Origin of the sequence: Eikenella sp. NML120348 (assembly GCF_001648435.1) — a bacterium.
GTDB lineage: Bacteria > Pseudomonadota > Gammaproteobacteria > Burkholderiales > Neisseriaceae > Eikenella > Eikenella exigua.
Window position 1 is genome coordinate 48,330 of sequence record NZ_LXSP01000004.1, and the last position, 22,130, is coordinate 70,459.

At 58.2% G+C, this 22,130-nt stretch carries 14 protein-coding genes; 11 read left to right on the plus strand and 3 right to left on the minus strand.

Annotated elements, in window-relative coordinates:
• Nucleotides 1-140 precede the first annotated feature (140 nt).
• From A7P99_RS07325 to htpX, 3 genes are all read left to right on the plus strand, one after another.
• Complete coding sequence (locus A7P99_RS07325; RefSeq protein ID WP_067448109.1) at nucleotides 141-1,367, plus strand: YihY family inner membrane protein; 1,227 nt, start codon at nucleotides 141-143, stop codon at nucleotides 1,365-1,367.
• A gap of 242 nt (nucleotides 1,368-1,609) precedes the next feature.
• Nucleotides 1,610-2,920, plus strand: a complete 1,311-nt coding sequence (locus A7P99_RS07330) for a M23 family metallopeptidase (RefSeq protein ID WP_082880699.1) — start codon at nucleotides 1,610-1,612, stop codon at nucleotides 2,918-2,920.
• A gap of 293 nt (nucleotides 2,921-3,213) precedes the next feature.
• Nucleotides 3,214-4,071 (plus strand): protease HtpX, encoded by an 858-nt coding sequence (gene htpX / locus A7P99_RS07335; protein WP_067448107.1) that lies wholly within the window; start codon nucleotides 3,214-3,216, stop codon nucleotides 4,069-4,071.
• Between the two features lie 762 nt (nucleotides 4,072-4,833).
• Here htpX and A7P99_RS07340 read toward each other — a convergent pair.
• Entirely contained in the window at nucleotides 4,834-6,093 is a 1,260-nt protein-coding gene (locus A7P99_RS07340) for a LysM peptidoglycan-binding domain-containing protein (protein ID WP_067528565.1), read from the minus strand.
• A gap of 175 nt (nucleotides 6,094-6,268) precedes the next feature.
• Between A7P99_RS07340 and def the strand changes: the two genes are divergently transcribed.
• From def to tilS, 8 genes are all read left to right on the plus strand, one after another.
• Nucleotides 6,269-6,772: a peptide deformylase gene (gene def / locus A7P99_RS07345; RefSeq protein ID WP_067687092.1), complete on the plus strand. Its 504-nt coding sequence runs from the start codon at nucleotides 6,269-6,271 to the stop codon at nucleotides 6,770-6,772.
• A gap of 25 nt (nucleotides 6,773-6,797) precedes the next feature.
• Nucleotides 6,798-7,733, plus strand: a complete 936-nt coding sequence (gene fmt, locus A7P99_RS07350) for a methionyl-tRNA formyltransferase (protein ID WP_067687095.1) — start codon at nucleotides 6,798-6,800, stop codon at nucleotides 7,731-7,733.
• The gene (rsmB, locus tag A7P99_RS07355) at nucleotides 7,730-8,989 is read left to right on the plus strand and encodes a 16S rRNA (cytosine(967)-C(5))-methyltransferase RsmB (RefSeq protein ID WP_067528568.1); all 1,260 of its coding nucleotides are present in this window, start codon (nucleotides 7,730-7,732) and stop codon (nucleotides 8,987-8,989) included. The genes fmt and rsmB overlap by 4 nt, the downstream gene beginning before the upstream one ends.
• Nucleotides 8,952-9,548: a DUF4390 domain-containing protein gene (locus tag A7P99_RS07360; RefSeq protein ID WP_067448097.1), complete on the plus strand. Its 597-nt coding sequence runs from the start codon at nucleotides 8,952-8,954 to the stop codon at nucleotides 9,546-9,548. Before rsmB ends, A7P99_RS07360 begins: the two co-directional genes overlap by 38 nt.
• Before the next feature lie 9 nt (nucleotides 9,549-9,557).
• Nucleotides 9,558-11,672, plus strand: coding sequence for a PAS domain-containing sensor histidine kinase (locus A7P99_RS07365; protein WP_067448095.1), 2,115 nt, complete (start codon nucleotides 9,558-9,560; stop codon nucleotides 11,670-11,672).
• Nucleotides 11,659-12,933, plus strand: a complete 1,275-nt coding sequence (locus A7P99_RS07370) for a sigma-54 dependent transcriptional regulator (protein ID WP_067448093.1) — start codon at nucleotides 11,659-11,661, stop codon at nucleotides 12,931-12,933. Before A7P99_RS07365 ends, A7P99_RS07370 begins: the two co-directional genes overlap by 14 nt.
• Before the next feature lie 502 nt (nucleotides 12,934-13,435).
• Nucleotides 13,436-14,395: an acetyl-CoA carboxylase carboxyltransferase subunit alpha gene (locus tag A7P99_RS07375; protein ID WP_067448091.1), complete on the plus strand. Its 960-nt coding sequence runs from the start codon at nucleotides 13,436-13,438 to the stop codon at nucleotides 14,393-14,395.
• Entirely contained in the window at nucleotides 14,373-15,692 is a 1,320-nt protein-coding gene (gene tilS, locus A7P99_RS07380) for a tRNA lysidine(34) synthetase TilS (RefSeq protein WP_067687098.1), read from the plus strand. Before A7P99_RS07375 ends, tilS begins: the two co-directional genes overlap by 23 nt.
• 186 nt (nucleotides 15,693-15,878) lie before the next feature.
• Here the strand turns inward: tilS and dnaE are convergent, their stop codons facing one another.
• Together dnaE and A7P99_RS07390 are read right to left on the minus strand one after the other, a co-directional pair.
• Nucleotides 15,879-19,310: a DNA polymerase III subunit alpha gene (gene dnaE / locus A7P99_RS07385; protein ID WP_067528572.1), complete on the minus strand. Its 3,432-nt coding sequence runs from the start codon at nucleotides 19,308-19,310 to the stop codon at nucleotides 15,879-15,881.
• A 169-nt stretch (nucleotides 19,311-19,479) separates the two neighbouring features.
• The gene (locus A7P99_RS07390) at nucleotides 19,480-21,756 is read right to left on the minus strand and encodes a DNA internalization-related competence protein ComEC/Rec2 (protein ID WP_067687101.1); all 2,277 of its coding nucleotides are present in this window, start codon (nucleotides 21,754-21,756) and stop codon (nucleotides 19,480-19,482) included.
• Nucleotides 21,757-22,130: the final 374 nt, after the last annotated feature.

The following is a 22,130-nucleotide window of genomic DNA, read 5'->3' on the forward strand; positions in this document are numbered from 1 at the left end:
TTATTTTACAATACGGCAGGCCGACTGATTCGGTTGGCCCGCAACTCTATTATTTTAAAACATTCAGCCAGCATCATTTAAACCAAATACACAGGCTACCTGAAAAACCAAAACAGGTTTTCAGGCAGCCCCAACACGCCATGCGCCTACTGCCCAAATTCTCCCTGCCCGAACCCCTGCGCCACTCGCGTACGCTGGCGTTTGCCCGTTTCCTCTATACGCGTTTTTATGAAGTGAACATTCCGCAGGTGTCGTCAAGCCTCACATTTACCACACTGCTGGCCTTGGTGCCGCTGTTTACCGTGGTCGTGGTGGTGGTATCTGCCTTTCCCGTGTTTGCTGATTTTTCCGCTCAGTTTCACCGCTTGGTGTCGGAAATCATGATGCCGGCAGGCGTGGCGGCGGTGAGCGACTACATTTTCCAATTCCGCGACCACGCCAGCCGCCTCACCGCCATCGGTATCGCCATGATGATCATCACCTCGCTAATGCTGGTGCACACCATCGAGCGCACATTCAACCAAATTTGGCGGGTGAAACGCCCGCGCAGCATCGTAACCCGCGTGTTGGTGTATTGGGCGCTGCTGAGCATCGGCCCCCTGCTGGTTGGGCTCGGGCTCTCGCTGTGGGGCGTGTTTCTGCGGCGCACCCTGTTTTACCTGCACTACCCGCTCCTCGCATCCGCCGTACAGTTCGGCGTGGCGCTCACCGCCACCTGGAGCATGCTCTGCCTGCTCTACAAGCTCGTGCCCGCCCGCTATGTGCCCATCCGCCACGCCCTGATCAGCGCCGCGCTGGCGGCGGTGTCTATTGAGCTGTTGCGGCGCGGTTTCGGCGTGTATGTGGCCAACTTCAACAACTATCAGTTGGTGTACGGCACCTTTGCCGCCGTGCCAATGTTTCTGCTGTGGCTCAACTTAAACTGGATTGTCATCCTCAGCGGCGCGCTCCTGGCCGCCTCGCTTTCCTATTGGGAGGGCGACGCTTTCCGCCGCCAAGGCTGCCACGGCACGCGGTTTCACGACGCCTTAGGCATCCTCACCCTGCTCGCCCAAGCGCAAAGCCAAGGCAAAAGCCTGAAAACCCAACAGTTCCGACGCCACATCCAGCTGGGCTACGACGAGCTTGGCGATCTGTTGGAACAACTTGCCCGACGCGGCTACATTGCGCAAAGCCTGCGCAACGGCTGGATGCTGAAAACCAGCCCCGAAGCCATCCGCGTGGCCGACTTATTCCAGCTGTTCGTGTATGGCAGCCATACCCACACCAACGATTCCATCGGCCGTACCGTGCAGCAAATCATGACCCCAGCCATCACCGCCGCTGATATGACCATGGCCGAATTTATCCAGCTCAATCAGCAGTAAGATGGTTAACACACGAAAGCGTTATATGGATTTCAGGTAGCCCTTTACGCAAAAAACCGGCTACCTGAAGCCAAAATCCCCAATTAAGCCCAACCATTTGCATCCCCTGTGTCGGTTTCCAGCCGCACCCTAGTTCAATAACAAGTAAAAAACCGCAAAGCGGCACCCGCCCTGCCCTGCCTATCCATTAAAATAGCGCGCTTCTGATAGACCCGTTTGCCACAACGGCATCCTGCCAAATCGTGTCCCCATCCGCCCTATTTTCCCGCCTGCCACGCCGTGCCCGCATCGTCCTTGTTGCGGCCGCTGCGCTGCTGGGCGTGTTCATTTTAATTGCCATCATCGCTGCCGCCTCCGCCAAGCCGGAAGGCGCGATGCAGAGCAAACGCATTGTGGAAAAACTCGCCACCGTGCGCGCCAAAGGCAAAACCCCGGCCACCGGCTACTGGAGCGATGAAGTCATCCAGCCCGGCGACTCCCTGCGCAACGTGTTGGAGCGTTTCAACCTTTCCGCCCAGCAAATTCAAGACATCACCCAAGCTGCCGCCTCAGAAGGCAAACAGCCCCACCTGCACCCCGACCAAACCGTCAGCCTCAGGCTCGATGCCCAGCGCCGCCCCGTGCAAGTGCAATTTTTCAACGACGACGATAACGGCGAAACCCAACTGGTTGATTTAGCCTATGCCGGCAACCGCTGGCAGGCCAAAACCGATGACGTGAAAACCACCACCCTGTCCACGCTCAAATCCGTTATCATCCGCTCCAGCGGCACCACCGCCGGCGCCATGTCGCGTGCCGAAATCCCTGCCGAAGTACGCGATTCCCTGCGCGAACTGTTCAGCAACCGGCTAGATCTCTATAAGCTCGAAGCTGGCGACACCGTGCGCATCCTTTATCAGGTAAACTACTTTCACGGCCAGCAGATTTCCATGGGCGACATCCTCGCCGTGGAAATCAGCCACCAAGGCAAGCTCTACCGCGCCTACTATTTCGGCGAAGACGGCAACGGCCGCTACTACGACGAACACGGCCAGCCACTGAAAAAAGGCTTCGAAACCCAACCCGTGCCCGGCAGCCGCATCAGCTCACCCTTCGGCGTGCGCGTCCACCCGATATTGGGCTATTTGCGCATGCACACCGGCATTGACTACGCCGCCCCCACCGGCACACCGATTCACGCCCCCTCAGACGGCATCGTGGAATTCCGCGGCCCCAAAGGCGGCTATGGCAACACCGTGATCCTGCGCCACAGCGACAGCATGCAAACGCTCTATGGCCACATGAGCGCGTTTTCCGCCAACGCCGCCCCCGGTCAGCGCGTGCGCGCCGGTGACATCATCGGCTTCATCGGCACCACCGGCCGCAGTACCGGCCCGCACCTGCACTATGAAGTGCGCCTAAACGGCGTGCCGGTCAACCCCGCCGGTGTCGCCCTGCCCGCCAAACGGCTCACCACTGCCGAGCTGGCCGAATTCCGTCGCCAGCAGCAAACTGTGGAACAAAAACTCGCCCAACTGCGCGGCATCGGCAAAACCGTCGCCCAGCTGGATTGATGGCCGGTTGATTTAACGATAAGAAACCAAGAAACTGATTTTCAGGTAGCCTCAAAGCAGCGATTTTATGGCAATATATTGCCTGATTGCCGCAACAATAAAAGGCTACCTGAAACCTCAGCTTTACCGCATAAAAGCAATAAACCAGTTTCGCCAAGAAACTGCCACGTCAAACAGCACACCAAACAGCATTCCCGCTAAAGCGGCACAGCGGCACTATGCCGCAGCAGCCTGCAGTAAACAAAAGCAGAAGCCAAAAAGCTACCTGAAATCAAACCGCCCAGACCAATACCGTGAAGCGCATAATCCTCTTTCTCCTCACCAATATGGCCGTACTCCTGGCTGCCCGCCTGCTGTTCGGGTTGCTCGGCCTCAATCCGCAAGATATCTCCGGCCTGCTGCTGCTCTCCGCCATCACCGGCTTTTCCGGCTCGTTGATTGCCCTCATCATGTCGAAAAGCAGCGCCAAGCAGGCCGTGGGCGCCCACGTTATCCGCCAGCCGCGCAACGAAACCGAAGATTGGCTCGTGCGCGTGGTGGAAGTCCAGGCCAAACAATGGAACCTGCAAACCCCCGAAATTGCCATTTATGAGTCGCCTGAGCCCAACGCCTTCGCCACCGGCGCCAGCCGCAACAGCTCACTGGTTGCCGTCAGCACCGGCCTCTTGCAAATCATGAACCGTGACGAGGTGGAAGCCGTGCTCGCACACGAAATGGCACACGTCGGCAACGGCGACATGGTTACGCTCACCCTGGTTCAAGGTGTGGTGAACACCTTTGTACTGTTTTTCTCCCAAATCATCGCCTCCGTTATTGCCTCCTCCCTGCGTCAAAACCGGCAGCACGATGGCGGCAGCAGCGCCATCCAAACCGTAGTCAGCATGGTATTCCAAGTGATCTTCGGCTGGCTGGCTGGCATCATCGTGATGTGGTTCAGCCGCCAGCGCGAATATCGTGCCGATGCCGGAGCTGCCAAACTGGTGGGGGCGCCCAAAATGATCTGTGCCCTGCAACGGCTCAAAGGCAGCCACAGCAGCCTGCCGCCCCCCATGGCCGCCATGGGCATCAACGACAACACCCTGCGTTCTCTGTTCAGCACCCACCCCACCCTCGACGACCGCATCGCCCGCCTGCAACGGCTGAACTATTAAATCGATTTGGTAAGCGGATTCTGCCAGTCCAAATAGCAAAAGGCTACCTGAAATAACCGCAAGTGGTTTTCAGGTAGCCTTCTAATAGAAAAACATATCTAAACTATGTACTTCTATGGAAAACTCAGCAGCCTTCCCGGCCTTGTCTACCTCCCCGATATGCAAGACAGGGAATTGGGAACGCCAACCCCAGACACCTGCCCGAATTCATCTCTGCCTACGAAACCGGCAGTTTTTCATGCCAAGAACAGCACACCCTGATGGGGCTCACCTTGCCTCATTCAATATCTACCTAGCTGTAGAAGCCATCCACGATCCGGCAATCGAACATACCATTTCCGCCCTGCTGGAGCAGCAATGGCAGAATTCCCATCCGCTCGTACACTATTGGCACTGCTCGACGAAGACTCGGACGACGAATTCCACATCACCCCTACCATGCAGAAACTTTGGACACAGCATTTCAACTAGCCATAGCTTGGATACTTATGTCCGATATAATGCTTAACTCAAGGCTACCTGAAACCTGGAAACAGCAGGTAAAACAAAATATCGATATCGCAATGCCAACCACACCCACTAACACACACCCATCAACAACAATGTGAATATAGATTAGTACACAGCGAGCTCAAACCCACACTACCCGCTGTCTGCTTCAACTGTATCCCTACTCCTTATTCAACACTCTGCCCTCTCCCGCAACAAAAAGGCTACCTGAACTTTTCAGGTAGCCTTTTATTCAATCACACTGTTTCATGCTTAGCGGGTTGGATCGATATTGCTGCGGAAGTCGTATTGATGGTGGTCGTATTCATACGGGCCTTGCGGGTCATTGGGTGCATGGCGGTACTGATGACCCATGTCATCCAAATCGTGGCCGGGCTCAGTAGCTAAATCGCCCACTGATACGTTTACCCTAGATTCCAGCACAATGGCAGAAGAAACGTGTTCGCCCACGTTATACACCATGGCCAAACCAATTTCTTCAGCCGGGATGCTCACGTATTTCACAGTCGGGCTCGGATTGATATCGGTGCGCACTTGGCGGCTCTGACGGTACAGGCTCACCACAGTACCTTTATCCAAACCATCAGCCGAACCTTTGTTCAGGATAACAGTGCTGAAGCGACCAGCTTCGCTGATGCCGTCCAACACATCCACGATGCGGGCACGCACCTGGTTTTCGGGCTCGTGGGGCATCATATTGAAAGCGTTTTCTTCGCCGTTATAACGCAGCAGGTAATCGCCTTGGCGGATTTCAGCCACTTGCTCACGAATCTGCAATGCCTGTGCGGTTTCGGTCGGCACTTTCACCAAAGGGTGTAGGCGGGTGTAGTATTGGTTGTCAGGCAGGGCTCGGCGGTCGCGCTCGGAACGCTCGGCCAAGGCGGTGCTGGTTACCGGCAAGGTAGCCAGTTTACCACTAAAGGTTACCAGCTGACCGATGAATTTGCCTGTTTCGGGATCACGAATATCTTTAATCGGGCGGTAAACTAGGTATTCACCTGATTCGGTAACGCCGTAGGCATAAATGCGGTCGCCCAGAGAATACATGGTTTTGCCTTCCGGGCCGGCGATGATGCGCGGTGCATCTTGGGTGGCGCGGCGGGCAATCACCTGTGGGTGTTTCATGAACATACGGTAGTAGTTCAGATTGAGGGTGGAGATGCCGTAGCCGGAAGAAGTTTCGCGCACGCGCGGCTGCAGTTTAACGGTGGGAATACCACCGGCGTTATCCACACGCAGGCGCGGCTGTCCGTTGACATAGTGCAACACCAGCACTTGACCTGGATAAATCAGATGAGGGTTGCGGATGGTGCGACGGTTGGCGCCCCACAGCTGCGGCCATTTCCACGGACGGTAAAGGTATCTGCCGGAAATGCCCCACAAGGTGTCGCCAGTACGCACGGTATAGCGTGCGGGGGCGTTGGGGCGTACGCGCAGAGGCGCGGCCTCGGCGGGCAGAACAGAAACAGTCAAGCCAATGGCGCAAAGCAAGGTTATAATATGTTTTCTCATGAGAGAGCTTCCCTTTAGGATTAACGAACCTGATAACGCTTTATTTACGTTGTTGTTGATGAAATTAACGGAATCATAGAACATTTTAGGTATCTTGCGCCAGTATTCAGGCGAAAAAACCGTTACAACTGCAATAAGAACGTATCTATCTATGCACACTTAAGAGAGAAATCAAATGGCTTTACTAAATATTTTGCGCTATCCCGACCCCCGCCTAAACCTGGTGGCCAAACCGGTAAAACAAGTGGACGAACGCATCAAAAAACTGGTGGCCGACATGGCCGACACCATGTACGAAGCAAAGGGCATCGGCCTAGCCGCCACACAGGTGGACGTGCACGAGCGTGTGGTGGTGATGGACTTGTCTGAAAGCCGCGACCAGCTGCAAGTGCTGATTAACCCTGTAATTTTGGAGCGCAACGGCGAAACCGTGTATGAAGAAGGCTGCCTCTCGGTGCCGGGTGTATACGACAAAGTAACCCGTGCCGAAAGCATCGTGGCCGAAGCGCTGGATGCCGAAGGCAAGCCCTACACCATTCATGCCGACGGCCTACAAGCCATCTGCATCCAACACGAAGTCGACCATCTTGACGGCAAAGTTTTCGTGCAATATCTGTCACGCCTGAAGCAGGAACGCATCAAAACCAAAATGAAGAAACTCGACAAACACACGCTCTAACCCGAGCAAGAGGCTACCTGAAACCATGATTCGCAAAGTCATTTTTGCCGGCACCCCCGATTTCGCCGCCACCGCCCTGCGCGCCATTGCCCAGGCCGGCTTCGACATCCCGCTGGTGCTCACCCAGCCAGACCGCCCCAAAGGGCGCGGTATGAAGCTGCAAGCTTCGCCCGTGAAAGAAACCGCGCTCGAACTCGGTTTTCAGGTAGCCCAACCCGAAAGCCTGAAAAGCGAATCTGCACAAGAAATGCTGTGCACTGTGGAAGCCGACGTCATGGTGGTGGCCGCCTACGGTCTGTTACTGCCGCAAGCCGTGCTCGACATTCCGCACCACGGTTGCCTCAACATCCATGCTTCGCTGTTGCCGCGCTGGCGCGGTGCCGCACCCATCCAGCGCGCTATTGAAGCAGGCGATAGCGAAACTGGCATCTGCATCATGCAAATGGACGCCGGGCTTGACACCGGTGCCGTTATCAGCCGCCATCCCTGCCCGATTCTCCCCAGCGACAACGCCCAAACCCTGCACGACAAACTGGCCGAAATCGGTGCGCGCGCCATTGTTGCCGATTTGCAACACTATTCTCAACGCAACGCCCAGCCCCAGCCTGAACACGGTATCACTTACGCCCACAAATTAAGTAAAGCCGATGCCCAAATCGATTGGACGCAGCCCGCCAAAACTATCGAACGCCGCATCCGTGCCTTCAACCCCGTGCCCGGCGCCTGGTGCGACTACCACGGCAAACCGCTGAAAATCTGGGCTGCACAAATCTGCCCGGCCAATGGCGTGGCCGGCAGCGTGTTGCAAGCCGATAAAAACAGTATTCAGGTAGCCTGCAGCAGCGGCTCGCTGCTGATTCAAACCCTTCAGCCCGCCGGCAGCGCCCGCATGGAAGCCGCTGCCTTTCTGGCCGGCCACCCTGTCGCCGTCGGCAGCCGATTCGGAGCGGAAAACACATGAGCTTGGCCAACATACAAACCCTCGCCGCCCACAGCGTGGCTGCCGTTGAAGCCGGGCGCAATCTGTCCGACGTCCTGGCCGAAATCTGGCGCGACCACCCACAGCTCTCCACCCAAGAACGCGGCGCGCTGCAAGATATTGCCTACGGCTGCCAACGTTTTTCAGGTAGCCTGCGCGCCCTGCTCGGCCTGATGCTGAACAAGCCTCTGCCCCGTGCCGACATCCACAGCCTGATATTGGCCGCACTCTACCAGCTCGCCTACAGCCGCAATGCCGCCCATGCCGTGGTAAACGAAGCTGTGCGCGCTGCCGGTAAAATCGGCAAAGGCCAATACAAAGCCCTCACCAACGCCCTGCTCCGCCGTTTCCTACGCGAGCGCGACAGCCTGATGCAGCAGGCGCAGCAAAGCCTGGAAGGCCGCTACAACTTGCCCGGCTGGTGGCTCGAACGGCTGCAGCGAGACTACCCCGAACACTGGCTGCAAATCACCGAAACCTTTAATAGCCATCCGCCAATGACCCTGCGCATCAACCGCCGGCACACCGATGCGGAAGGCTACCTGAAAATCTTGGCCGAACACGGTATGCAGGCCGAAATCCTCGGTAGCCACGCCATGATGCTCGCCACACCTGTGCCCGTGTCCGCCTTGCCGCTGTTTGCCGAAGGCTTCGTATCCGTGCAGGATTGGGGGGCACAACAGGCCGCCGCCTGGCTCGACGTGCAAAACGGCGAACGCGTACTCGATGCCTGCGCCGCACCCGGCGGCAAAAGCGGCCACCTGCTCGAATGGGCAGACTGCGAGCTTACCGCCATCGACATCGACCCCGCCCGCCTGCAACAAGTGCGCGACAATCTAAGTCGTCTCGGCCTAAGCGCCGAGCCACACGCTGCCGACGCACGGCAATGGGCTTCGTGTTATGATGGCCCCCTGTTCGACGCCGTATTGGCCGACGTACCCTGCACCGCTTCAGGCGTTGCCCGCCGCCATCCCGACATCAAATGGCTGCGCCGGCCGCAGGATGCCAAGAGCACGGCCGCCCAGCAAACCGATCTGCTCGATGCCCTGTGGCGCACGCTCAAGCCCGACGGCAGAATGCTCCTGTCCACCTGCTCGCTGTTTGCCGAAGAAAACGGCAGCCAGCTGCAAGCCTTTTTGCAACGCCACTCCGACGCTACCTGTACACGCAGCGAAACCCTGTTACCCAATCCGCACCAAGATGGCTTCTATTACGCGCTTATCCACAAAACTGCTTAGCCTGCCCGCCTGCTGCCTGCTGGCTTTTGCAGCCGTGGGCGCGCGGGCAGAAGGCATCAACGTTACCCGTTCCAGCGCCACGCTCACCACTGATGGCCGCCTGTCGGTAAACAGCCGCTTCCAAACCGAGCTGCCCGGCCAGCTTCAGGTAGCCCTCAAACAAGGCGTGCCGCTTAATTTCCAACTCAGCTACCGCTTGCAGTCGCCCACCCTGGCCGCCTACCGCTGGCGGCTCGGCCAGCTGGTCGGCTCGGCGCAAACCATCAACTACAAACTCGCCTATCACCCGCTCACCGACCGCTACCGTGTCAGCGTCGGCTCGTTTGCCACCGAATACGGTACCTTGCCCACCGCACTGAAAGCCGTCGGTGCGGTGGCCAACTGGCAAGTGCTCGACAAAGGCACACTCTCCGACACCACCCCCGCCGATGTAGCCGCAGATGTGCGCTTGAGCCTGAGCATCAGCGATTTGCCGCGCCCTTTCCAAATCAACGGCGAAACCTCGAAGAGCTGGCAGCTCGATTCCGGCTGGCGCAAACTGCTCATCAGCCAGCAATAAAGGGAAACCATGCGCCGTCTGCTTACCTTCATCGCTGTTTTGGGTATGCTCACCCTATATGTGCTGGCGCTCGCCACTGGCCACGCCAGCAAGCTGGCGCAGTATTTCTGGTGGATTCTTACCTTCAGCGCCGCCCTCTTAGGCATCCTGCTCACCATTCTCATCTCCCAACTGTGGAAACTCTGGCTCGACCGGCGCAGGCGGGTGTTCGGCTCGCAGACCGCTATTCGCCTGGCCAAAATGTTTATGTTGGTGGCCATCCTGCCCGGCCTGTTCCTGTTCGGCGTATCTGCCCAGTTTATTTCGCACAGCATCGACTCCTGGTTTGGCAACGAAACCGAAGAAGCGCTGGAGCGCAGTCTGAGCCTGAGCAAATCCGCACTGGATTTGGCACTGGACACCTCAGTGCGCAAAGCTGCCACTGTTCAGGTAGCCTTAATCGGCGAAATGTCGCTGCAGCAAGACGCGCGGCAGGCTCTGAGCCAGCTTTCTGCCAATAGCGGCTTTGACCAGCTCGCACTCTACGACAGCAAAACCTTGAACCCCGCTGCCGAATACCGCAAGCCCGATGCCGACAAACTGCCGCCACCCGAACTCACACACGATATCCTCGAACAAGTGAAAACCACCGGCAGCGCACGCAGCGTAGCCAACGTCGGCCACACACTCTACGCCCAAGGCTGGCTCGCCCTGCCCGAGCTACACGGCCAAAACTATATTTTGTTCTTCCGCCAACCGGTGCAGAAACAAGTAGCCAACGACGTAACCCTGATTGAAGCCGCCCGCGCCCGCTACGCTGAAATCAGCTATGCCAAACAAGGTCTGCAAACCTTCTTCCTGTTCACCCTCTTGATGGCCACCCTGCTGGCCATTCTGCTCGCGCTGGTAATTGCCCTATTTTTCGCTCAACGCTTCACTGCGCCGATTCTCTCCTTGGCTGCCGGTGCACGCTCCGTGGCACAGGGCGATTATTCGCAGCAACTGGCCATATACCGCAACGACGAGCTCGGCCGCCTCACCACCCTATTCAACCACATGACCGCCGAGCTCAACGCTTCCCATATCCGCCAGGAAGCCGCCCGCCACTATCTCGAATGCGTGCTCTCCAGCCTGACCAGCGGCGTGGTTACGCTCGACGACCAAGGCTACCTGAAAGCCTGCAACAGCAGTGCTGGGCACATCCTAATGCTCGACTTGGCCGCCTGCCGGGAAAGTAGCGTGCACGAATGGCACAAGCTCGGCGTGGCTGAGGCACTGGCCGCCCAAGTGCTGCTTGCCATCCTCCCCACCATCGACAGCGACAAACCCGTGCAGCTCACCTATGCCGCACCCGACGAATCCCGTATCCTGCTGGGCAAGGCCACCCGTCTGCCTGAAGACAACGGCGCCGGCACTGTATTAGTGTTCGACGATGTAACCACACTGGTGCAGGCGCAGAAAGAAGCCGCCTGGGGCGAAGTGGCCCAGCGCTTGGCGCACGAAATCCGCAACCCGCTCACTCCCATCCAGCTTTCCGCCGAGCGCCTGGCCTGGAAGCTCGATGGCAAACTGGACGATAAAGACGCCGCGATGCTTGAGCGCGCCACCAACACCATTGTCAACCAGGTGGCCGCCATGAAAGATATGGTTGAAGCCTTCCGCAACTACGCCAAAGCACCAAAACTCAAACTGGAACGTATCGATTTAAACGTTTTGGCTGCCGAGCTTTTGGTGCTGTATGAGAGCTCAAATTGTACATTTGAAGCGGATTTCAGTAATATAGAAGCCGTGGTCGAAGCCGATGCCGGTGCCATGCGCCAAGTGTTACACAATATTTTGAAAAACGGCGCCGAAGCCGCTGCTGCAGACGAACAGCCGAAAGTGTTCATCCAAACGGCGGTGCAAGATGATAAAGTGCTGCTAAACATTTGCAATAACGGCAAAAGTTTCAGCGAAGACATGCTTCTCCACGCCTTTGATCCCTATGTTACCGACAAACCCGGCGGCACCGGTTTGGGCTTGCCGGTGGTAAAAAAAATTATTGAAGAGCACAAAGGCCGCATATCGCTGGCCAACCGCCCAGAAGGCGGGGCTTGTGTGAAAATTACTTTACCCCTACTGGTGGAAAACGATGCGCAGCAGTGATATTTTGATTGTAGATGATGAAGTGGGCATCCGCGATTTGCTGTCGGAAATCCTGCAAGACGAAGGCTATTCGGTTACTCTGGCCGAAAATGCCGAAGAAGCCCGCCAACTTCGAAACCAGACCCGCCCCACCATGGTGTTGCTGGACATTTGGATGCCCGATTGCGACGGCATTACTCTGCTCAAAGAGTGGGCCAAATCTGGTCAGCTCAACATGCCTGTAGTGATGATGAGCGGCCACGCCAGCATCGATACTGCCGTGGAGGCCACCAAAATCGGCGCGCTGGATTTCTTGGAAAAACCCATCGCCCTACAAAAGCTTTTAGCTGCCGTAGAACGTGCCTTCAAACACAGCGCTATGCAGGCTTCTTCCACCATGTCGCTGGATAAACTCGGCACCAGCGAAGCTGTTAAACAGCTCAACCAGCAGCTCGAACGTGCTGCCCGCACCCAAGCCCCCGTGCTACTCTCCGGCGAGCCAGGTTCACCGTTCGAGTTGGTGGCGCACTACTTCCAAACCGGCAATGCCCCCTGGGTGGAGCCCGGCAAAATCGAACAAATCAGCAGCAGCCCCATCGAATTGCTGCAAAAAGCCGGCAACGGTGTGCTCTATCTAGGCGACATCGCCCAATACGGCAAAAGCATCCAGCAAGGCATCCTCTTCCTCTTGGGTAAGGCCGACCGCTACAACGTGCGCATCGTCTGCGCCTGCAGCCAGCCTGTGCAAGAGCTGATTACCAGCCCAGACTTCGACTCCCGCCTGCTCAACAGCCTCTCGGCCATCATGGTCAGCATCCCACCATTGCGCAACCAGCCCGAAGACATTGTTTTCTTGGTGGAGCAGCTGATTCAAGAGTTTTCCGAAAGCCGCAAAACCGCCGTTAAATTCAACACTGCCGCCCTGAACGCCCTGCGCCAATACGACTGGCCGGGCAACTTCGAGCAGCTGCGCAGTGTGGTGAAAAGCATTGTGCTCACCGCCGAGAGCAAAGAAATCTGTTTGGAAAATGTGCAGGCCGTGCTCAGCCAGTTCACGCTCAACCAACCCTCCGAACTGGTGGGTGGATTCAACTTCGACTTGCCCTTGCGCGAATTGCGCGAAGACTTGGAACGCCGCTATTTTGAATACCATATCGCCCAAGAAGGGCACAACATGAGCAGAGTGGCACAGAAAGTCGGCCTCGAGCGCACCCACCTGTACCGCAAGCTCAAACAGCTCGGTATCCAATTCTCCCGCCGAGGCAGTAACGACAGCAAATAGCTCCACCCAATCAGGCTATCTGAAAATCCAGCCAATGGTTTTCAGGTAGCCTGTAGTACTATTTAGTATCTGCCCTATTTGCAGCATCTAACAACAGGCTTCCTGAAATTAGCTTCATCGAAGTTAAAACGAGGTCTCCGAAGGAGGCAAGTTTCTGCGGAGCTAAAAACCCGCGCCCCACATTTCAAACATAACAAAAATTAGCAAGAGCCTCGATACAACAAAACAGTTAGCTATTTTAAAGACTACCTGAAACCAACCCGGACCACGAAAAATCAGTAGCAACGGCTGCACAAACTGCGCATCCTAGCGTATCATTACAGCGGTTTAGACCGCAAAGTAATGTTAAGAAACCGTCTCCGCGCTACAGCTATAGATAAAGCACATTTTTTCTGCACAACAGAACCCATGCCGTAGGAAATAAAGTGTTTTAGCCACCCCAAGCGCGCTTAGCTTGGGCTGCCTCCGTCAATCGGTGCAGCCGCAACAAGGAAACAGACACATGAAACAGATTTTTCTCGATTTCGAACAGCCCATTGCCGAATTGGTGCAGAAAATAGAAGAGCTGCGCTTCGTGCAAAACGACTCGGTATTGGATATTTCCGAAGAAATCGAACGCCTGCAAAAGAAAAGCAACGAGCTCACCAAAAACATTTTTGCCAAGCTCACTCCCGCACAAATTATGCAGGTTTCGCGCCATCCGCAGCGCCCCTACACCCTCGACTACATTGAAGCGCTGTGTACCGATTTTGAAGAGCTGCACGGCGACCGCTACTATGCAGACGACTATGCTATCGTGGGCGGGCTGGCCAAGTTTGAAGGCCAGAGCGTGGTAGTTATTGGTCACCAAAAAGGCCGCGATACCAAAGCCAAAATCCGCCGTAATTTCGGCATGCCCCGCCCTGAAGGCTACCGCAAAGCCCTGCGCCTAATGAAGATGGCGGAAAAATTCGGCCTGCCTGTGCTTACCTTTGTCGACACCCCCGGCGCCTATCCTGGCATCGGTGCTGAAGAGCGTGGCCAATCCGAAGCCATCGGCCGCAATCTGTATGAGCTCACCCGCCTGCGCGTGCCGGTTATCTGCACCGTAATCGGTGAAGGCGGCTCCGGCGGCGCGCTGGCCATTGCCGTGGGCGATGCCGTAAATATGCTGCAATACGCCACCTATTCTGTGATTTCGCCTGAAGGTTGCGCTTCCATTCTGTGGAAAACTGCCGAAAAAGCTGCCGATGCCGCACAAGCCCTAGGCATTACTGCCAAGCGCTTAAAGAGCCTCGAGCTAATCGACCAAATCATCGCCGAGCCCTTGGGTGGCGCACACCGCGATTATGAAACCGTGATGAACAACGTGCGCAAAACCATCCGCCAGCAGCTGGCCGATTTGGAACACCAGCCGGTGGAGCAACTGCTGGCCAAACGCTTCGACCGCATCATGGCCTATGGAAAATTTACCGACAAATAACCAACTGCGGCAACACATTACCCAACAATGGCCGGCGCCAAACGCCGGCCGTTTTGCCGTGGAAGTCGGTTTCAGCGGCGGGCTCGATTCCGTGGTCTTATTGCACCTGTTATGCAGCCTACGCAACGAATTGTCGCTGGAATTGAGCGCGGTACACATCCACCACGGTCTCGATGCCCCCGCCGACGAATGGGCGGAATTCTGCCGCGAACTGTGCGCCCGATGGCAAGTGCCGTTGCGCATAGAGCGCGTGCAGGTGGCGTTCAGCAAACTCGGACTCGAAGCCGCTGCCCGTGCCGAACGCTACCGCTGCTTCGCCCAAAGCCGCGCCGATGCCGTTGCCCTCGCCCACCATGCCGATGATCAAGCCGAAACCCTGCTGCTGGCCGCCCTGCGCGGCGGTGGGCTCCGTGCCCTCGCCGCCATGCCTGCCCTGCGGGCGCTGAACGAACGTATCAGCCTATGGCGCCCCCTCTTGGCCGTTCCCCGAACCGAGCTGCTCGCCTACGCCCAAGAACACAAGCTGACATGGGTGGAAGACAGCAGCAACGCCGACACCGCCCTACTGCGCAACTGGCTGCGCCGCGAAGCCCTACCCCCATGGCAAGAACGCGTGCCACATTTCACCCGCCAACTGCTCGCCACCGTCGACCGCCTGCAACACGACTTGGCGCTATTGGAAGACTACAGCCAAACTGAGCACAACAGCCTGTATGACGCCGCCGGCCGTTTTCAGGTAGCCTCTTGGCGGCAGCTTCCTCCCTTACGGCAAACCCACCAACTGCACCTATTCGCCCGTAATCACCACCTTGGCAGCCCCCGCGCCGACAGCGTACGCCAATTCGCCGCCACCCTCGCCAATCCCACCGTGCAGCAAGCCCAATGGCCGCTGCCACATGGTCGTGCCATCCTCTACGCCGGCTGCCTGTTTCCCGTTCCCGCCAAGTGGACCGCCGGTAAACTACTTGCCCAACCCATGTGGCAACCCACCACTCACGGGCTACCTGAGAACCTAATTCAGCCCGACAGCGGCATCTGGCGCACCCCGCAACCTAGCGACATCCTGCCCCTGCCGCACGGCCACAAAAAAATCAGCCGCCTGCTGCAAGAAAAAAAAGTACCCCCCTTCATGCGCGCCCTATGGCCGCTGTGGGTGCACGAACAACACGGCTGCCTCGCCGCCGCCAACCTGCAAACACATTGCTGCCTCTCCGTGCCGAACGGCTGGCAGGCGCAATCGGAAGATTTGAACCGGTTTATTTTGTCCGGCAGCGGCTTGGATGATGAAACGGAATAAAGAATTTCAGGTAGCCTGTACATACTGCGCAGGCTACCTGAAATTCTTCCAAATCATCGTGGATTATTTATCAATCAGGGCTGCGTGTTGGGTTACGCCTGCGGCCACCCCACCTCAACCAATACATTTTCAGGTAGCCCCCAAAGGCTACCTGAAATCTCTTTGGCCATCCTCTTCAAGTAGCCCCTACCAATTTACCCCTACCTGCCGCTCGCCCAAAAGCGACACCAGTTCTTCCAAGAGTTCGGTGCTGAGGCAAGGCTGCCATCGGCTGTCGGGGATGAGCTCGCCGCTGGCTTGGCCGTTGGCGTAGTGCAGGCGCAGGGGAACGCGTTTGCCTTCGCCGCCGCGTTGCAACAGTTCGGCCAGGCGGGGGATGTTGTCGTGGGGGGCGAGGTGCAGGGTGAGGGCGCGAGCGTAGTGGCTGCGGGCTTCCTGCAGGGTGTAAACGCGGTTGGCGATGATGCGCAAGCCGTCTTCGCCGCCGTAGTCATCGCGGCTGATGCGGCATTCGGCAATCAACACTTGGTCGGCGCGCAGGGTGTCGCGGCCGAGCTGCTCGAGCGTTTCGCCGCTAATCATCACTTCGGCTTTGCCGCCGGTATCTTCCAGCGTGATGAAGGCGATTTTGCCGCGTTTGCCCACCATGCTGCGGATGGCGGTGGCGAAGCCGGCCACGCGCACGTTGTCGTTGGGCTTGAGCTGGGAGAGACGGGTGGGGGCGAATTGGCGCACTTCTTTTTCGGCCGGGCCGAAGGGGTGGCCGGAAAAATAGAAGCCGATGGCCTGTTTTTCTTCGGCCAAAAGCTCGGCTTCTCCCCAAGCGGGCACATCGATCATTTCCAAAGGGGCAATCGCGTCTTCCACCATATCGAACAGGCCGCCTTGGTTGGCATTTTCTTCTTGCTGCTCGGCGTTGCTCATGGCCAGGTCGATGTTGGCAAGCAGGCGGGCGCGGTTGGGCTCGATGCTGTCGAACGCGCCGCCGCGCACCAGGGCTTCGATGGTGCGGCGGTTGATGTGCTGGCGGCTCACGCGCTCGCAGAAGTCGAACAGGCTCTGGAATGCGCCGCCTTCTTCGCGTGCGGCCATAATGGCTTCTACCGCGGCTTCGCCGGTGCCCTTAATCGCGCCCAGGGCATAACGAATGCGGTGTTGGGCGTCGGGCTGGAAATGGTAGCCGGAATGGTTGACATCAGGGGGCAGGAAGCGGATGCCGTTATCGCGGGCATCGTCGTAGAACAGCTTGAGCTGGTCGGTGTTGTCCAACTCGCTCGACATGGTGGCGGCCATGAATTCGGCCGGATAGTGGGCTTTGAGCCAGGCGGTTTGGTAGGCCACCAAGGCGTAGGCGGCGGCGTGGGATTTGTTGAAGCCGTAGCCGGCGAATTTTTCCATGTAGTCGAAGATTTCATCGGCTTTTTCGCGGGCAATGCCCTGCTTGGCCGCACCTTCGGCGAAGATTTCGCGGTGTTTCGCCATTTCTTCGGGCTTTTTCTTGCCCATGGCGCGGCGCAATAAGTCTGCCCCGCCGAGCGAATAGCCGCCGATCACCTGCGCGGCCTGCATCACCTGCTCCTGATACACCATGATGCCGTAGGTGGGTTGCAACACGGGCTCGAGCAGCGGGTGCATGTATTCGAAGCGTACGCCCTTCATGCGGGCGATGAAGTCCGGAATCAAATCCATCGGGCCGGGACGGTAGAGCGACACAAAGGCGATGATTTCTTCCAGCTTGGTGGTGTTGGCCTGCGCCAGCATCTTTTTCATGCCGGTGGATTCAAACTGGAACACCGCCGTGGTGTTGGCCTTGCGGAACACTTCGTAGGCTTGCTGGTCGGTGAGGTCGATGTGGTTCACATCGATGTGCTTGCCGGTGGTTTGCGCAATAAATTCCTGCGCCATTTTAATGATGGTAAGGTTGCGCAGGCCAAGGAAGTCAAACTTCACCAGCCCAATATCTTCCACGTCGCCCTTGTCATACATGGAAACGGGCGAGGCGGATTCATCGGCCTGATACACCGGGCAGAAATCGGAAATCTTGCCTGGCGCAATCAACACGCCGCCGGCATGCATGCCCAGCCCGCGCGTGAGGTCTTCCAGCTTTTTGGCCAGCTCCATTAGCTCTTCGGCCTCTTCCTCTTCCAGCACCTTGGCGATTTCCGGCTCGGCCTCCATCGCCTTCTCCAGGCTCAGCGGCTTGTTAGCTTCCATCGGAATCAGCTTGGAAAGCCGGTCGCACACGCCGAACGGCAGCTCCAGCACGCGCCCCACATCACGGATTACGGCTTTGGAAGACATTGTGCCAAAGGTAACAATCTGGCTCACTGCCTCGAAGCCATATTTTTGGCGCACATATTCAATCACGCGGCCACGGTTGTTTTGGCAAAAGTCAATATCGAAATCGGGCATCGACACGCGCTCGGGATTGAGGAAACGCTCAAACAGCAGCGCATAGCGCAGCGGGTCTAAATCAGTAATTTTTAAGGAATACGCCACCATCGAGCCTGCGCCCGAGCCGCGCCCCGGCCCCACCGGGCAGCCGTTGTTTTTCGCCCAGTTGATGAAGTCGGCCACAATCAGGAAATAGCCCGGAAAGCCCATCTGCACGATGGTGCCCAGCTCGAAATCCAGCCGCGCCTGGTATTCCGGCAGTTTTTGCCTGCGTTCCGCCTCATCCGGATAGAGCGCGGCCAGCCGTTCGCGCAGGCCTTGGTTGGATAGGTGGGCGAGGTAGTCGTCCAGGCTCATGCCGTCGGGCGTGGGAAACTGCGGCAGGAAATTTTTGCCCAGCGTGAGCGTGAGGTTGCAGCGCTTGGCGATTTCCACTGTGTTTTGCAGCGCCTCCGGCAAATCGGCAAAGCGCGCAGCCACCTCTTCCGGCGAAGTAAAATACTGTCCGGCCACAAAGTCGCGCGGGCGGCGTTTGTCCGCCAGCACCCAGCCGCCAGCAATACACACCCGCGCATCGTGCGCCTTGAAATCGTCGGGATTTAAAAACTGTGCCGGATGGGTGGCCACCACGGGCAAACCCAATTCCGCCGCCAATTTGAGGCTACCTGAAACCGAAGTTTCCCATTCCGGTTTTTCAGGTAGCCTTTGCAGTTCCAAATAAAAAGCATCGGGAAACCATTGCGCGTATTTCTGCGCGGCGACGCGGGCGGCGTTGTCATGGCCGTTCATCAGCTGGCGGCCTACTTCGCCCAAATTCGCACCAGAAAGACAAATCAGCCCCTCATTATCGCCCTCAGCCAGCCATTGCGGCTCCAGCTCGGCATGGGCAACGTTGCGGTCCGTGCCCACATAGGCACGGGTGAGCAGCTCACACAGGCGGCGGTAGCCCGCTTCGTTGCGCACCAAGAGCATGGCTCGGAAGGGCTGCTCCGGATTGTCCGGATTAGCCACCCACACATCCGCCCCCACCACCGGTTTGATACCCACGCCACGGCAGGTTTTGTAGAATTTCACCAGGCCGAACGTGTTCATCAAATCGCTGATGCCCAGCGCGGGCAGGCCGAAAGCGGCAGCTTTCTTCACCAGCTCTTTGATGCGCAAAGTGCCGTCGGTGATGGAAAATTCGGTGTGTTGGCGCAGGGGGATGTAAACAGGGGCGGTCATATTTCGGGCTTGGGAGAGGGGTTTGGCTACGCGCTTTCAGGTAGCCTGATTGAAAACAGGAAGGACACACATTGTACCGCAAACGGGCGGTAAGCGCGGACGGGGGTGGTTGAGTAGTGGAAAGATTTTCAGGTAGCCTCTCCATCCACCAACAGACTACCTGAAACCTTCACTCCTCAAACGGCTTGCGCTGCCAAAACCTCCTGCCCAAGCGCTGCGGCCGCATTGCTCCGCCCTGCCCCAGCACGAAATCCAGCTGCCCGCTGCGGGCGGTGGTGTAGAGCCGGATGCGGTGGGCGGAGAGGCGGTGGCGCACAATGGCGGCGGGGTGGCCGTAGGGGTTGGCGAAGCCGTTGGCCGCCACCGCCGCTTCGGGCGCCACCGCGTTCAGATAGGCCGAATCGGATGAGGAGCGGCTGCCGTGGTGCCCCAGCACCAATAATTGGCTGTGCAGCGAATCGCCGTATGTGCCCACCAGCCAGCGCTCGCCCGCAATGCCCAAATCGCCGCCGGCCAGCATGGCCTGCCCGTTGGCCAACACGCGCAACACGCAGCTTTGTTCGTTGTCGTCGGCCTGCGGATTGTGCAGCGGGGTGAGGAATTCGAAGTGCACGCCGTCCCACTCCCACGCCGTGCCGCCAGCACACCATTGAGCCGCTTCGGCATAGGCTTCCGGCTGGCCGGCATACAGTTGGCGCGGCACAAAGACTGCCTGAATGGCGGGGAAGCCGCCGTCGTGGTCGGCATCGTGATGCGAGAGTACCAACACATCGGGCGACGGCAGCCCCTGCGCCAGCAGGTTGGGCACCAGCTGCGTCTGCGCCACCCCTGCCGTGCCGGTGTCGAACAGCAGCCAATGGTTTTGCGTGCGCACCTGCAAGGCAAGCCCCTGCCCCACGTCGATAATCCGCACCGCCGCCGTGCCGTGCTCCGGCGCGGGCGTGCGATACAGGCAGGATGCCGCCAACACCAGCACCGCCCAAGGCCGCAAACCCAGGCCGCGCGGCAACAGCCATACCGCCAGCGCGGCCAGCACGGCCAGCCAAAACAGCGGCGGCAAATGCGCCAGCGCGCCGGTGGGCACGATGCCGCCCGCCCACACCACCGCGCCCATGGTGTATTCGCCGATGGCAGCCGCCATTTTCAGGTAGCCTTCAAACGGCAGCAACACCGCCAGCAAGGCCAGCGGCACCAACACCCAGGAAAACCACGGAATCAGCAGCGCATTGGCCAAAGGCGCGGCCAGCGGCACAATGCCGAACACCTGCCCGGCCTGCCAAAACCCCAACAGCGTGGCCGCATATTGGGCGCGCAGCGCGGTGCGCCATTTGCCGGAATGCTTGGCCGCACGCAGCCAGCCGCCTTCCGGTGCATCATCATCCGGTATGGCCTCCAGCCGACCCTGTGCCACCCAAATCAGCGCCGCCACCGCGCCGAAGGAAAACCAAAAGCCCACGCCCAAAGCCGAAAGCGGGTCAAACAGCAGCACTACGGCCAAAGCCTGCCACCAAGCCCGCCACGGCGCAGGGCTGCCGCGCCGATACCATTGCCAGGCAAACACCGCCAGCATCAGCAAACTGCGCTGAATCGGCACGCCGAAGCCGGCCAATACCGAATAAAACAAAGCCGCTGCCAAGCCCGCCGCCAAATACCAGCGTCGCGGCTCGGCCAGCGGCAGGCGCAGCAGCAAAAGCCGCGCCAGATACGCCGCTGCCAGCGCCACCATGCCGATGTGCAGCCCCGACACGCTAATCAGATGATTGATGCCCAACACGCGAAACGCCTGCCAATGCTCATCCGCCAGCCCGCCGTATCCGCCGCCACCCAAAGCCCGCATCAGTGCCGCCCCGTTCGGGTAGCTTTCCGCCGCCTGCTGCCAGGCCTGCTGCCTGTCGTAGCGCCAGTTTTGCCAACGCGATTGCCAACCCGTGTCCGGCGGCAGTTCCACCCGCTCGCGGGCAGCCGAAGCCATGCCGTCGATATGCTGGCTCAAGGCCCAAGCCTCGCGGTCGAAGCCGTTTTCATTGCGCTCGCCCACCGTAGGCCGCACCCGCACCGTCATCCGCCAGCGGCTGCCCGGCCGCCATTCGCGCAAATACCGGTCCGACACCAGCAGCCGAAACCGCTCCCCCGCCTCTGTTTGCGCCCAAGCCTCAAACCGCACCGACTGCGCCGATGCCTCCGTCACCAAGGCTACCTGAAAATCCAACCGTACCCTTTGAAACTCCGGCTCCGCCGGCCACTGCTGCGATAGCGCCAGCTGCACCCGCCACACACCGTAAAGCAGCCCGCACAGCAGCCACCACGCCCCACGAACGCGCCGGAAGCAGCCGATCAGAGCGAGCAACAGCGCCAAGGCAGAGGCAATGGCAATAAAATGTGCTGCCGGCAACAGAAAAGCCAGCAGCACACCCGCCACCCAACAGCACAACCCGCCCAAGCGCATAGCTACCTCATTGTTTATTCGTTTTAATCAGATTACCTTATAACAAACCGCCGCCGGATTGGCAAAGATAGATGAAGGCTACCTGAAACTTTGCTAACAGCGGGCGCGTTTCAGCCAAATTAAAAAACTGCTTCGAGCAAACTCAGCCATTGCAGCAGGCGGATATAAACCCTGCTCCTGCAAGTTTCAGGTAGCTTTTAACACCCATAGGCTTAGAAGCCAAGTATGGTTAATCTATCGATCTTGCCATCCGTCTGCGGGCGCAGGTATGAGGCGCAAAGGTGAACTGGACATGAATGATACAGGCTACCTGAAAATTTGAAAGGGACGAAAATTCAAATATTCCCGCAGCAACGCCGATCTGCCACATACCT

Coding starts and splice junctions, on each gene's coding strand:
- A7P99_RS07340 (WP_067528565.1), bottom strand. CDS start 6,093: ATGAGAAAACATATTATAACCTTGCTTTGCGCCATTGGCTTGACTGTT.
- tilS (WP_067687098.1), top strand. CDS start 14,373: ATGGAAAATTTACCGACAAATAACCAACTGCGGCAACACATTACCCAA.
- dnaE (WP_067528572.1), bottom strand. CDS start 19,310: ATGACCGCCCCTGTTTACATCCCCCTGCGCCAACACACCGAATTTTCC.
- A7P99_RS07360 (WP_067448097.1), top strand. CDS start 8,952: ATGGCTTCTATTACGCGCTTATCCACAAAACTGCTTAGCCTGCCCGCC.
- A7P99_RS07370 (WP_067448093.1), top strand. CDS start 11,659: ATGCGCAGCAGTGATATTTTGATTGTAGATGATGAAGTGGGCATCCGC.
- A7P99_RS07325 (WP_067448109.1), top strand. CDS start 141: ATGCGCCTACTGCCCAAATTCTCCCTGCCCGAACCCCTGCGCCACTCG.
- fmt (WP_067687095.1), top strand. CDS start 6,798: ATGATTCGCAAAGTCATTTTTGCCGGCACCCCCGATTTCGCCGCCACC.
- A7P99_RS07365 (WP_067448095.1), top strand. CDS start 9,558: ATGCGCCGTCTGCTTACCTTCATCGCTGTTTTGGGTATGCTCACCCTA.
- rsmB (WP_067528568.1), top strand. CDS start 7,730: ATGAGCTTGGCCAACATACAAACCCTCGCCGCCCACAGCGTGGCTGCC.
- def (WP_067687092.1), top strand. CDS start 6,269: ATGGCTTTACTAAATATTTTGCGCTATCCCGACCCCCGCCTAAACCTG.
- A7P99_RS07375 (WP_067448091.1), top strand. CDS start 13,436: ATGAAACAGATTTTTCTCGATTTCGAACAGCCCATTGCCGAATTGGTG.
- A7P99_RS07390 (WP_067687101.1), bottom strand. CDS start 21,756: ATGCGCTTGGGCGGGTTGTGCTGTTGGGTGGCGGGTGTGCTGCTGGCT.